We start from the raw sequence: 15,927 nt of genomic DNA, 5'->3' as shown, positions 1-15,927 counted from the left end.
CAGGCTTGTCCACAGGCTTCGCCGCGCCGCGAAACCCGTTGGTAAGCGGCGTCCCACCACGGTCCCGGCTCAGACGCACCAATTCGGGAACGGACGCGATGATGAGCAGCCACCAGCTCGCCGACGAACTGAGGCGGGTCGCCACCACGCAGGTCAGCGACATCACCCGGGCGGTGAAGGAAGGCCAGAAGTCGATCGCGCTCAACGAGGTGCGGGACATGGCCCGCCGGCTCAGCCTCTTGGCGGACGCCTTCGATCCGAAATCGGCGGTCGAGAAGGCCGAGCCCCAGGACGGCGCCCAGGCTGCCTGACGATTGCTGCCTGACGATCGTCGCCCGATCCGGAGAGCGCCCCCATGGTCCGCGCCTATTTCTACATCCGCCTCGACGGCGCCTACCTCGCCGCGCCGACGGCCCAGGACATCACCGACATGGATGCCGCCCGGACGGCGGCGCGGACCATCGTCCGCGGCCTGATGCGCCAGCACGGCGGTGACCCGCGGCTGCTCGACGCTGCCCTGGTGATCGCCGACGAAGCCGGCACGACGCTCCTGGAAATGTCGTTCCTCGAAGCCCTGTACCTGCCGGTCGAACCGGTGAACGATCCGAATCGCCGCCGGCCGATCCCGCGGGAATTCGGCGCCGTGCGCACGTCCCGGATGCTGCTCAGCGCGGCCATGGCGCCGATCCGGCGGTTTGCCGCCGCGCGGGCGACGCGCTGATCGAGATAAGAACCGGCTCTGCCGAGTGGTGCCGGTTTCGCACTGGCCCTTTCCCGGGCGCGTGGAGCGAGAGCGGAATGCGGCCCGCGATCCAGCACAGGACGACGCGAAACGCCGGCCAGCGACCGTGCTTCAAGATCGTGCCGCGGCGCGGCGCTTTCTCTACTGGGTCCTGGATCACCTTCCACTGACGGTCCAGGCGTCCGGGAAAGGGGCGCGCATTTCATTCATGCGCGACGGCCAAAGCGGGTGGCGATTCAACCGAACAGGTCGGTGACGGAAAACCCCCGGTCCGCCAGCCGCTCGGCCAGCACGCGGCGATGGCAGCGGGCCGGGTCCCGCTCGAAGCATAGCAGGCAGGTCGGGGCGGCCTTTGCCATGGCGGCGAGTTCGTCCAGGGCGACGCCGCCCGCGGCCGTGTCGAGCACCTCTTCGCAGTAGATCTTGCGCATCAGCACCGCATCGTCGGCGCGGGCGGCCTCGCGGCCGGATTTCGGCGTGCCGAGGCTGCGCAGATGTGCGTAGCCGAGTCCCGCCTCCACGAGCCCGGTGCCGAGCGCGCCCTTCGAGAAGCCGCGCTTGCGCGAGTTCGCCACCGCCCGCACGTCAGCGAGCACCGCGACGCCCGCCGACTTCAGGGCGTCGGTCAGCCGCTCCGGGTCGAGCCCTTCGTAGCCTATGGTGAATAAAAGGTTGCTCACGGGACCGGGTCGGGACTCGCGTTGCGGGACCGGCACTTAGCCGGATCCGGGGCTGTGCACCAACCGGGGATTGAAGCGGTATGTCGCGGCGGCGCAACGCATCCCGGAATTCCGCCGCAATGATCGCAAAGCTCCGTTAACTGCGCCAGGGCCATCGATTACGCCTGACTTTGGCGCTTCTTCGGTGGCGGGCTGAACACTGATGGTGCGGGATTACAAGCTTTCGCTGGCGCCGTCCGCCGAATCGGGCCGGAATGCCGGCCGTCTGAAAGGCGTTCGGCGATTCGCCACCCGGGTGCTGGCCGTTGCCGTGATGGCCGGCCTCGCGGCCTGTGCGTCGAACAACGATTTCTACCCGACCAAGGGTGACGCCAAGCCCCATCCGGGCGTGGCCAAGGCTAAGCAGCACCCGATCCAGGGCATCGACATCTCGAAGTGGCAGGGCAACGTCGACTGGGCCTCGGTCCGGGCCGCCGGGACCCAGTTCGCCTTCATCAAGGCGACCGAGGGCGGCGACCACGTCGACGAGCGCTTCCGGACCAACTGGGACAACGCGGCCCGGGCCGGCGTGCCGCGGGGCGCCTACCACTTCGTGTTCTGGTGCCGCTCCGCCCGGGAGCAGATGGAGTGGTTCAAGCGTAACGTCCCGAACGACCCCACGGCCCTGCCGCCGGTGCTCGATGTCGAGTGGAACGGCCACTCGCAGACCTGCCCGAAGAAGCTGCCGAAGGCGCAGGCCCTGGCGATGGTCACCGAGATGCTCGAGGAGATGGAGCGCTACACCGGCAAGCGGCCGATCATCTACACCGACATCACCTTCCACAAGGATGTGCTCGAAGGCGAGCTGCCGGACTACCCGCACTGGTTGCGGTCCACCGCGGCCGAGCCGGAGCAGCGCTTCGTCAACCGGAAGTGGATGCTGTGGCAGTTCACCTCGACCGGGCGCGTCCCCGGGGTGCAGGGCGACGTCGACCGCAACGCCTTTTACGGCACGCCGTCCGACTGGGCCTCGTTCCTGTCGACCGATTGCGATCCTCGCGAGCACCGGCGGCTCTCGGAACAGGGTCTGTGCACCGACAAATAATTGATCGGGGCCGATAGACTTAAGTTGGTTCAACAACACAGGCTGGGATATAAGCGTGTCGGGTTCGCCCGCACGCTGGCGGGCAACCGGTGAGGATCCTTTCGGGGGCCTCTTGTCCCGTGATCCTCATCCTGCAATGCCCGCTGACAGCGCCGCCCCGACCGGCAACCTGCTCCTCGACGCGCTTCGGGAGCCCGACCGTGCGCTGATCGCGCCCCATCTCGAACCGGTCTCCTACGACAAGGGAGCGATCGTGTTCGAGGCCGGCTCGGACGTGAACCACATCACCTTCCCCTGCCAGCAGACCGTCGTGGCCCTGATCATCGGCACCCGGGATGGGCGCTGCGCCGAGACCGCCACGATCGGGCGCGAGGGCGCGGTCGGCGGCATCGTCAGCGCCGGCCGGGTGCCGGCCTCCACCGAGGCCATCGTGCAGATCGGCGGCCCGATGCTGCGGCTCGATGCCGGCCGACTCCAGGAGGCCAAGCGCGGGTCCGTCGAGGTCCGCAACCTGTTCGCGCGCTACTCCGATTGCCTCCTGGCCCAGGTGCTCCAGGCCGCGGCCTGCAACGCCCTGCACCCGATCGAACAGCGCTGCCTGCGCTGGCTCCTGACGCTCCAGGACCGGATCGGCGGCGACACGCTGCCGATCACCCACGAATTGCTGGCCTCGATGCTCGGTGTCCAGCGCACCTACCTGACGCGGATCCTGAGCACCCTTCAGGACCAGGGTCTGATCCGGGTCGGGCGGGGACGGATCACCGTGCTCGACCGGCGGGCGATGTCGGTTGCCGCCTGCGAGTGCCATGCCCGGGTGCAGCGGCATTTCAAGACCGTGCTCGGCGCGGTCTACACCGCGGAGGGCATCGACCGGATCGAGCCGCCGGCCCCCGTCGACGGCGATCGGGAGCCGGCCATGGCCCTGCGCGGCGCCGGCGGCTGAGTTTTTCGGCAGGGCCTCAGTCGAGGATTGGCGCGCAGACGGGTGCCGCAACGCCGGGAACGGCCGTCACCACCACGTCGATCCCGTAGAGCCGGCGCAGCAGCGCCGGAGTGATGGTCTCGGCCGGTGGCCCGCAGGCGGCCAGCCCGCCGTCATGCAGGGCCACGACCCGGTCGGCGCAGAGCAGCGCGTGGTCGGGATCGTGGGTCGAGAGCATCACGGCGATGCCGGCCCGGGCGAGGCGGCGCACCTGGGTCAGGACCCGGGCCTGGTTGCCGAAATCAAGGCTCGCGGTCGGCTCGTCCATCATCAAGAGCCGCGGCTCGCCGCTGAGCGCCCTGGCGATCAGCACCAGCTGCCGCTCGCCGCCGCTGATCTCCGTATAGATTTTTTCTGACAGGTGTCCGATGCCGAGGGTGGCGAGCGCCCGCTCGGCCGCGGCCTCGTCGGCGGGACCGGGGGCGGAGAACGGCCCGAGCCGGCTCGCCCGGCCCATCACCACCACCTCGCGCACCGTGAACGGGAAGAACGCCGCATGGGCCTGCGGCACGTAGGCGACCGCCCGGGCGATCTCGGTGCGCGACAGCCGGGACAGGTCGGCGCCGTCGAGGAGGACGCGCCCGGCGCGCGCCGGCATCAGGCCGAGCAGGGTCTTGAACAGGGTGGTCTTGCCGCCGCCGTTCGGCCCGAGCAGACACAGCACCGCGCCGGCCTCCAGGCCGAAGGAGACGCCGGCGCCGACGGTGCGGGCGCCGTACCCGAAGGCGAGATCCTCGACCCGCAGCAGCATCAGCCGAGCCCCCGCCGCCCAGCCGCCAGCAGCCACAGGAAGAACGGCGCGCCGACCAGGGCCGTGAGGATGCCGAGCGGCACCTCGATGGTCCCGGCGCTGCGGGCGATCAGATCGACGGTGAGCAGGTAGGCGGCCCCGAGCACCAGCGAGGCCGGGAGCAACCGGCGATAGTCAGGCCCGACCAGCAGGCGGGCGATGTGCGGGACGATCAGGCCGATCCAGCCGATCACGCCGGTCATCGAGACGGCGGCGGCCGTGACCAGCGTCGCCCCGGCGACCAGCACCGGCCGCAGCACCCGGGTCTCGACCCCGAGCGCCCGCGCCTCCTCGTCGCCGAGGCTCATCAGGTTCATGCGCCAGCGCAGCAGCACGAGGGGGGCGAGACCGAGAAGCATCATCGGCAGGATCGCCACGATATCGCCGAGGGTCACCGAGGACAGGCTGCCCAGCAGCCAGAACGTGATGGCCGGCAATTGGTTGTAGGGATCGGCCAGCACCTTCAGCAGGGAGATCCCCGCGCCGAGGACCGCGCCCACCGCGACGCCCGCGAGAACCAGGGTCAGGACCGGATCGTGGCGCCGCACCGCGAGCCCGACGCCGTAGACCAGGGCCACCGCCCCGAGGCCGCCCGCGAAGGCGAGCCCCTGGATCGCCGCCACCGGCAGGCCGAGATAGATCCCGAGCACCGCTCCGAGCCCGGCCCCGGCTGAGACGCCGAGAATGTCGGGCGAGACCAGGGGATTGCGGAACAGGCCCTGATAGGTCGCTCCCGCAGCTGACAGGGCCGCCCCGACCACCAGGGCGGCCACCACCCGGGGCAGGCGGACCTGCATCACCACGGTCTCGACCGCGGCCGGCGTCCGCGACGGCAGGCCGAGCAGTCGATGCCCCAGCACGCCGACGAGATCCGCCAGGGAGACCGGGTACTTGCCGATCGCGAGGGCGGCCAGGATCAGCGCCAGCAGCCCGAACCCGGAGAGGATCGCTGTCGGGATCCCGACTTTTCTCCAAGCCGAAGCCTGACTTGCGACGGCGGCCGGGGTTCGACTCACCGGGCCGAGCCTGGCGACAGGATCGCCTCGGCCTGCGCCGCGTCGAGCTCGACATGGTAGAAGCGGCGGTAGAAGGCACGCACCACGTCGGCAATCGGCTCCGGGAACAGATCCGGATGGAGCAGGCCGGCGAGCCAGCGCAGACCTATCAGCCGGTTGATTCCGGGCGGGGCGTCGAACCAGGGGAACGGCTGCAGCGGCGCCAAATAAATCCGGCCGGTCTGCACGGCTTTGACGTCCTTCCAGATCGGGGCGGTGCGGGCGGTCGCCGCGAAGGTCGGATCGAGGGTGACCATCACCTCCGGGTTCCAGGCCAGAACCTGCTCCGGGGAGACGGTCCCGAGCCGGCCGTCGCCGCCCTGCGCGACGTTGCGGGCGCCGGCCTCCTCAAGCAGCTCGGTGTTGATCGATCCGGCAAAGCCCGTCTCGAGACCGCGGGGACCGCGCGCGTAATAGACCCGGGGACGCTGCGCCTCGGGCAGGGGCCCGACCGCCTTTGCGACCGCGCCGGTCAACTCCTGGGCATAGGCGGCCAGGGCATCCGCGTCGGCCTGCCGGCCCAGCGCCGCCCCGAGCTGCCGGTAGGTCTCGGGCATTTTGGAGAAAGCGCCATCGAGCAGGATGTAGGGGATCCCGGTCTGGGCCTGCACCCGGTCGGCAAGCGAGGCGTAAATCGGCCCGAGGCTGCCCGAATCGACGATCAGGTCCGGCTTGGCGGCCAGCACCGCCTCTACATTGGCGGTGCCGCCGCGCCCGGTCAGCCGCCCGAAGGCCGGCAGCGTTCGGGTGCGGGCTTCGAGATAGGGCAGGGCCGCCGGCGCCGGCGCGCTCACCCAGCCGGCCAGCAGGTCGGGGGCGAGGCTGTAGAGCAGCACCGCGGCCGGCGGTCCCGCGGCAAGGACCCGGGTGATCCTCTCGGGCAGCTCGACAGTGCGGCCGGACGCGTCGGTGAACGGGCGCGCGGCGGCGCCGCTCGCCAGGAAAAGGAACACCAGCAGCGCCCCGGCAAGGCCGCGTCGGGAGAAAAGAGCCATCAGGTGGACTGGCGCTCCAGGATCTCGATCAGCGCCCCGTCCGGACCTTCCACGAAGGCGATCCGCAGGCCGGGGCCGCGCTCGGTGATGCCGGTCCGCACGGTGACGCCGCGGGCTGCGAGATCGGCCATGGCGGCGTCGATATCGGCGACGCGCAGGCCGATATGCTCGATGCCGAGGCAGGGCGTCTGCGTGGCGGGCGCGGTCTCGGCCGGGGCCTGTTCGATGAAGACTGTGAGGCCGCCGAGGTCGAGCACCATGCGCTGCACCGGATCGGCGCCGACGCGCTTAACCTCCCTGGCCCCGAAGGTCTCGACGTAGAAGGCGGCGGCCTTCACGGCGTCGCGGCTGCGCAGGTGAACGTGGTCGCAGGCGTATTCCATCGCGTGTCGGTCTCCCGCGGCCCGGTCCCGGCAGGACCCTGATGGCGTCTCGAACAAACGTTATGTGGTCGCGGGCTCCGGGGCGAGATCCGCCGCTTGACGCAAGCCACGAACCCGCAGACTTTCGCCGCCGCGATCGTTGCAGGGATGCAACATCCTTCCCACATCCGGGTGGAAATTCCACACCGCATAGCCCAAGAGACCGATGCGCAATCCCTACGACGTGCTGGGCGTCCCCAAGGGAGCGAGCGAAGCCGACATCAAGAAGGCTTATCGCAAGCTCGCCAAGGACTTCCACCCCGACCGCAACAAGGACGACGTGAAGGCCAAGGACCGTTTCGCCGAGGCGAACTCGGCCTACGAGATCCTGGGCGATTCCGAGAAGCGCAAGCAGTTCGACCGCGGCGAGATCGACGCCGACGGCCGTCCGCGCGCCTCCGGGTTCGAAGGGTTCTCCGGCGGCTTCGGCGGCGGCCGGTCGAGCGGCTTCGATTTCGAGAACATGGCCCGCAGCCGGCAGGGCGGCATGGGCGGTGGCGGGGGGATGGGCGAGGATATCTTCTCGCACATCTTCGGCGAGGCGTTCCGTGCCGGCGGCGCCGGGCCGGGCGCTCAGCGTCAGGCGGCCAAGGGAGAGGATGTCGCGGCCGAGCTGTCGGTGAGCCTGGAGCAGGTCGCCAGCGAAGAGAAGCTGCGTCTGGCCCTGCCCACCGGCCGGGAGGTCGACGTGGTGATCCCCCGGGGCGTGGTCGACGGCCAGACCATCCGGCTCCGCGGCCTCGGCCAGAGCGCCGGCCCCCGCGGCGAGCCCGGCGACGCGCTGCTCACCATCCGGATCCGCCCGCATCCCCGCTTCACCGTCGACGGCGCCGACCTGCGCACCACCGTCGAGGTGCCGCTTGAGGACGCCGTGCTCGGCGGCATGATCCGGGTGCCGACCCTGACCGGCGCCGTCGAGATGAAGATGCCGCCGATGACCAGTTCGGGCCGGACCTTCCGCCTGCGCGGCAAGGGCCTGCCCAAGAAGGACGGCACCCGCGGCGACCTGTTCGCCACCACGGCGATCACACTTCCGGAGACCGAGGACCCGATCCTCACCGACTTCGCCCGGGGCAGGCGCGCAAAAGCCGCCTGACACCTGTGTGCCTGACACGCGCGCCGCACCCGACTGCTCCATAGTCGGGTGCGGACTTCCGTCTCCGGTCCGCCTCCGCTAAGGAGACCCCCGGTGCCGCAAGGGGCCGAGAGGTTTCCAGGATCGATCATGGCGGAACACGGGCAGGGCATTCTGGCGGGCAAGCGGGGCCTCGTGCTCGGTGTCGCCAACAACCGCTCGATCGCCTGGGGCATCGCCCGCAGCGCCCGCGCGCACGGGGCCGAACTCGCCTTCACCTACCAGGGCGACGCCCTGCGCAAGCGGGTCGAGCCCCTGGCCAAGGAGCTCGACGCCCACGTCATCGGGCATTGCGACGTCACCGAGGCGGCCACGATCGACGCCGTGTTCGAGGAGGCCGCGCGCATCTTCCCCGAGGGCATCGATTTCGTGGTCCACTGCATCGCCTTCTCGGACAAGGACGAGCTGACCGGCCGCTACCTTGAGACCTCGGAGGAGAACTTCACCAAGTCGCTTCTGGTCTCGTGCTACTCGTTCACGGCCGTAGCCCAGCGCGCCGAGAAGATCATGCGCCCGGGCGGCTCCCTGCTGACCCTGACCTATTACGGCGCCGAGAAGTGGATGCCGCATTACAACGTCATGGGCGTGGCCAAGGCGGCGCTCGAAGCCTCGGTGCGCTACCTCGCGGCCGATCTTGGGCCGAAGAACATCCGCGTCAACGCGATCTCGGCCGGCCCGATCAAGACCCTGGCGGCCTCGGGCATCGGCGACTTCCGCTACATCCTGAAGTGGAACGAGTACAACGCGCCGCTGCGCCGGACGGTGACCATCGGCGAGGTCGGCGAGACCGCCGCCTATCTGGTCTCCGACATGTCGGCCGGCATGACCGGCGAGATCCTGCATGTGGATGCCGGCTACCACGTCGTCGGCATGAAGAACCCCGAGGCGCCGGACCTGACCCTCGACAAGGATTAGAGCATCGTCCCGAGAGGCGGCGGCCGGCTTTCGGGACTGGACGATGCTTTAGGAATCCTCGTCCTCCGCGTCGGCGAATTCGCCCGAGAGCTTTAGTCCGTCGATCCAGGTCTCGCCGTCGCGCTTGATCACGGTGCGCGGGCGCGCGCCGCCATGGGCCGCGATCCCGTCCGCCAGCCGTTCGGAATGCGTCACCAGCCAGATCTGGGTGCGCTCGGCGGCCCGGGCGATCATGCGGGCGAGCGGCTCCATCAGATCCGGGTGCAGGCTCGATTCCGGCTCGTTCAGGGCGATGAAGGGGGGCAATCTGTAAGCCAGCAGCGCCCCGGTGAGGGCGAGGTAGCGCAGCGTCCCGTCCGACAGCTCCGGGGCCGCGAAGGTGCGGCCCGGGAAGTCCGGAAAGGTGACCCCGAAGCTCGCCTCGCGCCCCGGCTCCGGCACCACGAGCTGGGCGCCCGGGAAGGCGCCGTCCAGCGCCGCGTCGAGATCGCCCATGTCTTGCCGGATATGGGCCAGGGTGGCGAAGACGGTGGCGAGATCGGACCCGTCCGAGGCGAGGGTTGGCGTCGTCACCGCCAGGCACGGACGGCGGAGCGGCGACTCGGCATCGGTGCGGAAATCGTGGTGGAAGCGCCAACCCGTCATGGCGAGCCGGGCCAGGGCTATCTCTGGGTGGCGCGTGGCATCCAGGAAGGTGCCGAGCGCCGTCTCGGTGGGCAGCAGGTCGAGGCCCAACGGCCGCTTGCGCCCGTCCTCGTCGCGGGCGAAGCCGCTCCGTCCGTCGCGATCGAGGATCACCGCCGTGCGGCCTCCGGTCCGGACGCTCAGTCGCTCGGCCTTCACCTGCGGTTCCTTGCGGAAGGCGGCTCCGTAGGTGTCGCCGCCGGCCTGTTGCACCAGCCCGACCTCGACCGCGTAGGTGAAGGCCTGCCCGGTCCCGTCATCATGCAGGGTGGCGGACAGGCGGATCCGGGCCGCCTCGCCGTGCCGCCGGCGCCCGGCCCAGAGCGCCGAATCCATGCCGCCCTCAGCGGCGAGATCGCGGGTGAGCGTGCCCAGGGCCGCGGCCTGCAGCAATTCGAGTCCGCGATAGAGGTTGGTCTTACCGGTGCCGTTGCCGCCCACGAACACCGAGAGGTCGTCCACCGGGACGCTGATCCGCCGGAGCGAGCGGTAGCCCGAGACCGCGATCTCCCGTACCACCAGCATGCGGCACCCCCCTGGATCAGGCCGGGACCTTCAAATCAGCGATGCCCTTGGCGGCCTTCGGGAATCGCGGGTCCATCGCCTCCAGCGTATCGGCGATCGTGCGCGCAATCACGTAGTTGCGGAACCACTTGTGATTGGCCGGCACCACCAGCCACGGGGCGTGCGGCGTCGAGCATTGCGAGAGCGCGTCCGCGAAGGCCCGCTGGTAGGCATCCCAGGATTTCCGCTCGACGAGGTCGGCCGGGTCGAACTTCCAGTGCTTCTCCGGGTCGGCGATCCGGGCCTCCAGCCGCGTCTTCTGCTCGTCCTTGGAGATGTGCAGGAAGAACTTGATCACCACCGTGCCGGATTGCGTGAGCAGCCGCTCGAAATCATTGATCAGCCGGTATCGGCCCTGCCAGACCGCGTCCGGCACGAGACCCTTCACCCGCACCACGAGGACGTCCTCGTAATGGCTGCGGTTGAACACCCCGATCATGCCGCGTCCCGGCGTTCGGGCGTGGTAGCGCCACAGGAAATCGTGGTCGAGCTCGTCGCTCGACGGCACCTTGAACGAGGTCACCGTGCACCCCTGCGGGTTCACGCCCTTGAGCACGGCACGAATCGTCCCGTCCTTGCCGCCGGTATCGATCGCCTGGAAGACCAGCAGCAGGCTGCGGGCGCGCTCGGCGTAGAGCCGTTCCTGCAACGTGCTGATGCGGTCGCGCTCCTGGGCCAGGGCCTCCTTCGCCCAGGCCTTGTCGAGGCCGCCATCGGCGTCGGCATCGACGTCCGCGAGGTCGATCCGCGTTTCCGGCTCCACCGCGACGATCCCCGGAGCGGCGAGGATCGGCACCTGCCGGTGGGCGCCCAGGGCCGCCGGGACCGTGCCGGCGATCGCGTCGGCCGCACCGGCCCAACGGGCGGTCGAGGGCAGTCCGGCCCGGGCGGCCGCGTGCCGATCGGGGCCGTCTGTCACGCCGTCATCGTTCGACTGGCCGGGAAGATGCTTGCCGTGCTTCTTGGACATGGGCAGGACCTGCTCAGGGGCATCGCCGACAAACGCCCAGAACGGTTGGCAAGCCCGGCTGTTCCGGGCGCCTGCACAGTGACGGGACTTGATACGGTTGGCCACGATCTACTTCATCCGCCACGGCCAGACCGCCTGGAATGCCGAGGGCCGCCTGCAGGGCAGCCGCGACATCGATCTCAACCCCAATGGGGAGGCGCAGGCTGCCGCCGTGGCCGAGCGCCTGGCTGCGCTGGCGGGGCCGGGTATCGCGGAAGCCGCGTTTCTAGCGAGCCCCCTCAAGCGCACCCGGCGCACCATGGAGATCCTGCGGGCGACGCTCGGCCTGCCGCCGGGGGCGTACCGCACCGATCCGCGGCTCCGGGAGATCGGCTTCGGCACCTGGGAGGGCTCGACCTGGGCCGAGATCCGCCGCCGCGACCCGGGGGGCGCCGCGGCCCGGGACCGCGAGCGCTGGAACCACCGCCCGCCCGGCCTCGGCGGCGAGAGCTACGCCACCTTAGTCGAGCGGGTCGGCCCGGTGCTGGCCGATTTGAAGGGGGATGCGGTCGTCGTCGCCCATGGTGGCGTCGCCCGGGCGGCCCTGGTGGCGCTCGGCCATCTCGACATCTACGCGGCGCCCCGCCTCGGAATCCGCCAGGGCGAGGTGCTGGTCCTGGAGCCCGGCGGCTGGCGCTGGGCTTGATCTGGCCTCCCCTGCGGCGGCACGTGCGCCGGCACAGTGCAAAGCCGCCTCGATAACGGCACGATCGGCTGGCTATAGGGCGGTCGCCACGGTATGCGCCGCCCTGTTCGGTCGGTTAGCGGAGCAGCGGATGAGCGACCTCGCCGAGAAGACCCGGTCCGGACCGGCTGCCGAGGCGCGCGAGCGCCCGGCGGATGGGGCGGCCGTGCTGCGCGGCGCGCACCGCCCCGACCTGATCCGCGACGAGGTGCTGGCCGAGATCTTTCTCGCCTCGGCGCGTAGCCGGCTCGACCATCCCTGCCTGATCGACGGCGCCCGCGTGATCGCGGCGGGCGCCCATCCGCACCTGACTTACGACGAGGTCGCCGCCCGGGCCGGGCGGATCGCCGCCGGGTTGGCGCATCGCGGCATCGGCCCCGGGGACGTCGTCGGGCTTTGGATGGCCCGCGGTCCGGACCTCTTGGTGGCCCAGATCGGCATCACCCTGTCGGGCGCCGCCTGGTTGCCCTTCGACGCCGAGGCGCCAGCCGACCGGGTCGGGGTCTGCCTGACCGATGCCGCGGCCAAGGCGCTGCTGGTCTCGCCGGCGCTCGCCGCCGCCGCGCCCGATGGGGCGCCGGCTTTGACCCTGGCGGATCTCGACGCCGCGACGCCCCAGGATGCGCCGGTGCCGGATCCCCGCGCCGCCGGCCTGACACCGGACCATCCCGCCTACCTGATCTACACCTCCGGCTCGACCGGCGTGCCCAAGGGCATCGTCATCAGTCACGCCAATATCTGCCACTTCCTCCGCTCGGGGAACGCACTCTACGGCATGCGCGCCGACGACATCGTGTTCCAGGGCGCCTCGGTCGCCTTCGACCTGTCGATGGAGGAGATCTGGGTCCCGTATCTCGTTGGCGCGACGCTGTTCGTGGCGAGCCCGGCCATGATGGGCGACGTCGAGTCCCTGCCGGGCATCCTTGAGGCGGAGCGGATCACGGTGCTCGACACCGTGCCGACCCTGCTGGCGATGATCTCCGGCGACCTGCCGACCGTGCGCCTGGTCCTGCTCGGCGGCGAGGCCCTGCCCGAGCCGCTGGTCGGGAGGTGGGCGACCCCATCGCGACAGCTGTTCAACACGTATGGGCCGACAGAGGCGACGGTGGTTGCCACCGCAGCCGAGATGCGGCCCGGCGAGCCCGTCACCATCGGCGGCCCGATCCCGAACTACTCCGTCTACGTGGCCGGGGAGGATCTGAGCCTGCTCGGCCGCGACCAGCAGGGCGAATTGCTGATCGGCGGTCCCGGCGTGGCCCGGGGCTACCTGGCGCGGCCCGAGCTGACCGCCGAAAAGTTCATCGCCAACCCGTTCGCCTCGGACGGGACCGACCCGATCCTCTACCGCTCGGGCGATGCGGTCTCGCTGGATGCTGCCGGGCGGATCGTGTTCCACGGCCGCATCGACGATCAGGTGAAGATCCGCGGTTTTCGCGTCGAGCTCGGCGAGATCGAGTCGCGGATCCGCAGCGTGCCGGACATCAACCAGGCCGCCGTGGTGCTGCGCCAGGACGACGGCGTCGACCGGCTGGTTGCCTTCCTGATCCCCGAGCGCGGCCGGTCGGTGGACACCGCCGCCTTACGTCGGACGCTCGCAGGCCAGATGCCGCCCTATATGGTCCCCGGCCATTTCGAGCTGGCCGAGACCCTGCCGCGCCTGACCTCCGGCAAGGTCGACCGCAAGGCCCTGAAAGTGGCCCCGCTCACGGTCGTCTCCGCCGACGGCGAGCAGGAGATTCCGGCCAACGAGACCGAGGCGGCCCTGGTCGCCGCGGCGAAGCAGGTCTTCGGCAACCAGCCGATCCCCCTGAAGGGCGATTTCTTCGCCGATCTCGGCGGCCACTCGCTGCTCGCTGCCCGGTTCGTCTCGGCGGTGCGCGAGGCCCCGGCGCTCGCCGGCATCACCCTGCCGGACGTCTACGCCCTGCGCACGATGCGGTCGATGGCCGACGCGCTGATCGCCCGCACCGGCGGCATGGGCGCCGAGGCCTCGGTCCGCGATCTGAGCTTCGAACCGCCGCCCTTGCTGCGCCGGGCCTTGTGCGGGCTGGCCCAGGCCGTCGCGCTGCCCTTCGTCATCACCCTCTCCACCGCACAGTGGCTCGGCATCTTCGTCACCTACCTGCTGTTGACCGGCGGCGGCCTGAGCTTCTTCGCAGAACTCGGCGTGCTGCTGCTCGTCTACGTCGCGATCAACGGCGTCACGGCGGTGATCGCGGTGGCGGGCAAGTGGTTGATCCTCGGCAGGACCAAGCCCGGCCGCTACCCGCTCTGGGGCGTCTACTACTACCGCTGGTGGTTGGCGCAGCGCCTCGCGCCCCTGGTCCACGTGAAGTGGCTTCAGGGCTCGCCCGCGATCTCGGTCTATCTACGGCTGATGGGCGCCAAGGTCGGCCGCGACGCGCTGATCTCCGATATCGAGATCGGGGCCCCCGACCTGCTGACCATCGGCGACGGCGCGTCGCTCGGCGGCCGGCTGGTCATCGCCAATGCCGAGATCGTCGGCAACGAGCTGGTAATCGGCGCGGTCGAGATCGGCGCGGATGCGGCCGTCGGCACCTCCTGCGTGCTCAGCCACGACACGGTGATCGGCGCCCAGGCCGAGATCGCCGACCTGACCACGATCCCGTCCGGTACCCGGGTCGGGCCGGCCGAGATCTGGGACGGCTCGCCCGGCCGCAAGGTCGGGATGGCCGATCCGTCCGAGCTGCCGGAGGCCGCCGACGCGCCGTGGTCGCGCCGCGCCGCCTTCGCGGCCGCCTATATCGCGCTGCTCGGCGCGATCCCGGCGGTGGGCCTGCTGCCGATCTTCCCGGCCTTCTTCATCTTCGACCAGATCTCGGATTCGCTCTCCGACATCACCGATGTCGATTACCACTGGTACCTGCCGATCCTCACCTGGCCCACCGCCATGCTGATGACCGCCGGCACGGTGCTGCTGATCGCCGGCATCCGCTGGATCGTGCTGCCGCGGACCCGCTCGGGTACCTACTCGGTCCACTCGCTGTTCTACCTGCGCAAGTGGTCGCTGGCGCTGGCCGTCGAGGTGACGCTGGAGACGCTCTCGTCGCTGTTCGCCACCGTCTACATGCGGGCCTGGTACCGGCTGATGGGCGCCCATATGGGCCACGGCGCCGAGATCTCGACCAATCTCGGCAGCCGCTACGACCTGGCCGAGGTCGGCGCGAAGAACTTCGTCGCCGACGAGGTCGTGTTCGGCGAGGAGGAGATCCGGCGTGGCTGGATGCATCTCGAAGTGGCGCGGACTGGTTCGCGGGTCTTCGTCGGCAACGATGCGGTCGTGCCGCCGGGGGCCGACATCCCGGACGATGTGCTGATCGGCATCAAGTCGAAGCCGCCCGCCAACGACGCGATGAGCCCCGGCGAGACCTGGTTCGGCTCGCCGCCGATCCGGCTGCCCGCCCGCCAGAAGGTCGATCTCGGCTCCAACGCCCAGACCTACGAGCCTGGGCTGTGGCCAAAAATCCGGCGCGGCGTGTTCGAGGCCTTCGCGACCTCGTTCTCGCCGATGCTCTACATCACCCTGGCGATCACCGTGATCGACTGGTATTTCTACCCGGCGATCCTGGATAAGGATTGGACGGGGCTCGCCGTCAGCTTCGTGACCGCCAGCGTCTGCATCGCGCTGATCCAGTCCGCCGCAGTCATCACGATGAAGTGGCTGCTGATGGGCGTCTACAAGCCCGGCATGCAGCCGATGTGGTCGTGGTGGGCGATGCGCACCGAGGCCATCGCGGTGGCCTATTGGGGCCTGGCCGGCAAGGTGCTGCTGGAGCACCTGCAGGGGACGCCGTTCCTGCCCTGGGCCCTGCGCCTGTTCGGCGTGAAGATCGGCCAGGGCGTGTGCATGCTCACCACCGACATCACCGAGTTCGACTGCGTGTCGATCGGCGATTATGCCACGATCAACCGCGTCTCGGCGTTGCAGACCCACCTGTACGAGGACCGGATCATGAAGATCGGCCGCGTCGTGGTCGGCCGCGGCGTGTCGGTCGGGTCGTTCGCGACGGTCCTGTACGACACTAAGGTCGGCGACTACGCCCGGCTGCGCCCGCTGACCATCGTGATGAAGGGCGAGTCGATCCCCGCCAACACCGAGTGGGAAGGCGCGCCGGCGGTGCCGGTGATCCACGCCGCCAAAGCAGGTGGGGCCGCATGAAGGGG

General features: G+C 70.1%; 15 protein-coding genes. 8 read left to right on the top strand and 7 right to left on the bottom strand.

All coding sequences use genetic code 11. The features are described from left to right. Nucleotides 1-98 precede the first annotated feature (98 nt). Nucleotides 99-311, top strand: a complete 213-nt coding sequence (locus tag BM228_RS14970) for a hypothetical protein (RefSeq protein ID WP_092041911.1) — start codon at nt 99-101, stop codon at nt 309-311. A gap of 44 nt (nt 312-355) precedes the next feature. After that, nucleotides 356-721: a DUF6894 family protein gene (locus BM228_RS14965; protein ID WP_092041910.1), complete on the top strand. Its 366-nt coding sequence runs from the start codon at nt 356-358 to the stop codon at nt 719-721. Nucleotides 722-978: 257 nt separating this feature from the next. On the opposite strand, the gene BM228_RS14960 is transcribed toward BM228_RS14965, so the two are convergent. Next, nucleotides 979-1,422 (bottom strand): DUF488 domain-containing protein, encoded by a 444-nt coding sequence (locus tag BM228_RS14960; protein WP_092041909.1) that lies wholly within the window; start codon nt 1,420-1,422, stop codon nt 979-981. A gap of 313 nt (nt 1,423-1,735) precedes the next feature. Here BM228_RS14960 and BM228_RS14955 point away from each other — a divergent pair, with 313 nt between their 5' ends. Beyond that, nucleotides 1,736-2,506 carry a glycoside hydrolase family 25 protein gene (locus BM228_RS14955; protein ID WP_244537159.1) on the top strand — a complete coding sequence of 257 codons (771 nt, stop codon included), beginning with the start codon at nt 1,736-1,738 and terminating at the stop codon, nt 2,504-2,506. A 136-nt stretch (nt 2,507-2,642) separates the two neighbouring features. Then, the gene (locus BM228_RS14950) at nt 2,643-3,449 is read left to right on the top strand and encodes a Crp/Fnr family transcriptional regulator (RefSeq protein WP_092041904.1); all 807 of its coding nucleotides are present in this window, start codon (nt 2,643-2,645) and stop codon (nt 3,447-3,449) included. Between the two features lie 16 nt (nt 3,450-3,465). On the opposite strand, the gene BM228_RS14945 is transcribed toward BM228_RS14950, so the two are convergent. Genes BM228_RS14945 through BM228_RS14930 form a run of 4 tightly spaced genes read right to left on the bottom strand, consistent with a single transcriptional unit; the run spans nt 3,466 to nt 6,711 of the window. Beyond that, nucleotides 3,466-4,239 (bottom strand): ABC transporter ATP-binding protein, encoded by a 774-nt coding sequence (locus BM228_RS14945; RefSeq protein ID WP_092042078.1) that lies wholly within the window; start codon nt 4,237-4,239, stop codon nt 3,466-3,468. After that, a complete protein-coding gene (locus BM228_RS14940) occupies nt 4,239-5,294 on the bottom strand; it encodes a FecCD family ABC transporter permease (protein WP_092041901.1) in 1,056 nt (351 codons plus the stop codon). Before BM228_RS14940 ends, BM228_RS14945 begins: the two co-directional genes overlap by 1 nt. Further along, nucleotides 5,291-6,328, bottom strand: a complete 1,038-nt coding sequence (locus tag BM228_RS14935; protein ID WP_092041899.1) for an ABC transporter substrate-binding protein — start codon at nt 6,326-6,328, stop codon at nt 5,291-5,293. The genes BM228_RS14940 and BM228_RS14935 overlap by 4 nt, the downstream gene beginning before the upstream one ends. Further along, nucleotides 6,328-6,711 (bottom strand): VOC family protein, encoded by a 384-nt coding sequence (locus tag BM228_RS14930; RefSeq protein WP_092041896.1) that lies wholly within the window; start codon nt 6,709-6,711, stop codon nt 6,328-6,330. The genes BM228_RS14935 and BM228_RS14930 overlap by 1 nt, the downstream gene beginning before the upstream one ends. A gap of 205 nt (nt 6,712-6,916) precedes the next feature. Here BM228_RS14930 and BM228_RS14925 point away from each other — a divergent pair, with 205 nt between their 5' ends. Next, nucleotides 6,917-7,846: a DnaJ C-terminal domain-containing protein gene (locus BM228_RS14925; RefSeq protein WP_092041894.1), complete on the top strand. Its 930-nt coding sequence runs from the start codon at nt 6,917-6,919 to the stop codon at nt 7,844-7,846. A gap of 129 nt (nt 7,847-7,975) precedes the next feature. Next, complete coding sequence (gene fabI / locus BM228_RS14920; protein WP_092041891.1) at nt 7,976-8,800, top strand: enoyl-ACP reductase FabI; 825 nt, start codon at nt 7,976-7,978, stop codon at nt 8,798-8,800. Nucleotides 8,801-8,848: 48 nt separating this feature from the next. Here fabI and BM228_RS14915 read toward each other — a convergent pair whose 3' ends face one another. Next, the gene (locus BM228_RS14915; protein ID WP_092041889.1) at nt 8,849-10,009 is read right to left on the bottom strand and encodes an AAA family ATPase; all 1,161 of its coding nucleotides are present in this window, start codon (nt 10,007-10,009) and stop codon (nt 8,849-8,851) included. A gap of 16 nt (nt 10,010-10,025) precedes the next feature. Beyond that, nucleotides 10,026-11,018, bottom strand: a complete 993-nt coding sequence (locus BM228_RS14910) for a polyphosphate kinase 2 family protein (RefSeq protein ID WP_092041886.1) — start codon at nt 11,016-11,018, stop codon at nt 10,026-10,028. A 97-nt stretch (nt 11,019-11,115) separates the two neighbouring features. Here BM228_RS14910 and BM228_RS14905 point away from each other — a divergent pair, with 97 nt between their 5' ends. Both BM228_RS14905 and BM228_RS14900 read left to right on the top strand, forming a co-directional pair. Continuing rightward, nucleotides 11,116-11,703, top strand: a complete 588-nt coding sequence (locus tag BM228_RS14905) for a histidine phosphatase family protein (protein ID WP_092041883.1) — start codon at nt 11,116-11,118, stop codon at nt 11,701-11,703. Nucleotides 11,704-11,833: 130 nt separating this feature from the next. Continuing rightward, nucleotides 11,834-15,922, top strand: a complete 4,089-nt coding sequence (locus BM228_RS14900) for a Pls/PosA family non-ribosomal peptide synthetase (protein WP_092041880.1) — start codon at nt 11,834-11,836, stop codon at nt 15,920-15,922. Nucleotides 15,923-15,927 lie beyond the last annotated feature (5 nt).

Source organism: Methylobacterium pseudosasicola (genome assembly GCF_900114535.1).
In the GTDB taxonomy this organism is placed as follows: domain Bacteria; phylum Pseudomonadota; class Alphaproteobacteria; order Rhizobiales; family Beijerinckiaceae; genus Methylobacterium; species Methylobacterium pseudosasicola.
The sequence above is the reverse complement of the archived record's forward strand: the minus strand, read 5'-3'. Positions and strand labels throughout refer to the sequence as shown.

What these genes read in the sequence shown, in the direction of transcription:
- BM228_RS14930 (WP_092041896.1), bottom strand. Translation starts at nt 6,711, where the DNA reads ATGGAATACGCCTGCGACCACGTTCACCTGCGCAGCCGCGACGCCGTG.
- fabI (WP_092041891.1), top strand. Translation starts at nt 7,976, where the DNA reads ATGGCGGAACACGGGCAGGGCATTCTGGCGGGCAAGCGGGGCCTCGTG.
- BM228_RS14945 (WP_092042078.1), bottom strand. Translation starts at nt 4,239, where the DNA reads ATGCTGCTGCGGGTCGAGGATCTCGCCTTCGGGTACGGCGCCCGCACC.
- BM228_RS14910 (WP_092041886.1), bottom strand. Translation starts at nt 11,018, where the DNA reads ATGTCCAAGAAGCACGGCAAGCATCTTCCCGGCCAGTCGAACGATGAC.
- BM228_RS14915 (WP_092041889.1), bottom strand. Translation starts at nt 10,009, where the DNA reads ATGCTGGTGGTACGGGAGATCGCGGTCTCGGGCTACCGCTCGCTCCGG.
- BM228_RS14970 (WP_092041911.1), top strand. Translation starts at nt 99, where the DNA reads ATGATGAGCAGCCACCAGCTCGCCGACGAACTGAGGCGGGTCGCCACC.
- BM228_RS14950 (WP_092041904.1), top strand. Translation starts at nt 2,643, where the DNA reads ATGCCCGCTGACAGCGCCGCCCCGACCGGCAACCTGCTCCTCGACGCG.
- BM228_RS14935 (WP_092041899.1), bottom strand. Translation starts at nt 6,328, where the DNA reads ATGGCTCTTTTCTCCCGACGCGGCCTTGCCGGGGCGCTGCTGGTGTTC.
- BM228_RS14965 (WP_092041910.1), top strand. Translation starts at nt 356, where the DNA reads ATGGTCCGCGCCTATTTCTACATCCGCCTCGACGGCGCCTACCTCGCC.
- BM228_RS14955 (WP_244537159.1), top strand. Translation starts at nt 1,736, where the DNA reads ATGGCCGGCCTCGCGGCCTGTGCGTCGAACAACGATTTCTACCCGACC.
- BM228_RS14900 (WP_092041880.1), top strand. Translation starts at nt 11,834, where the DNA reads ATGAGCGACCTCGCCGAGAAGACCCGGTCCGGACCGGCTGCCGAGGCG.
- BM228_RS14925 (WP_092041894.1), top strand. Translation starts at nt 6,917, where the DNA reads ATGCGCAATCCCTACGACGTGCTGGGCGTCCCCAAGGGAGCGAGCGAA.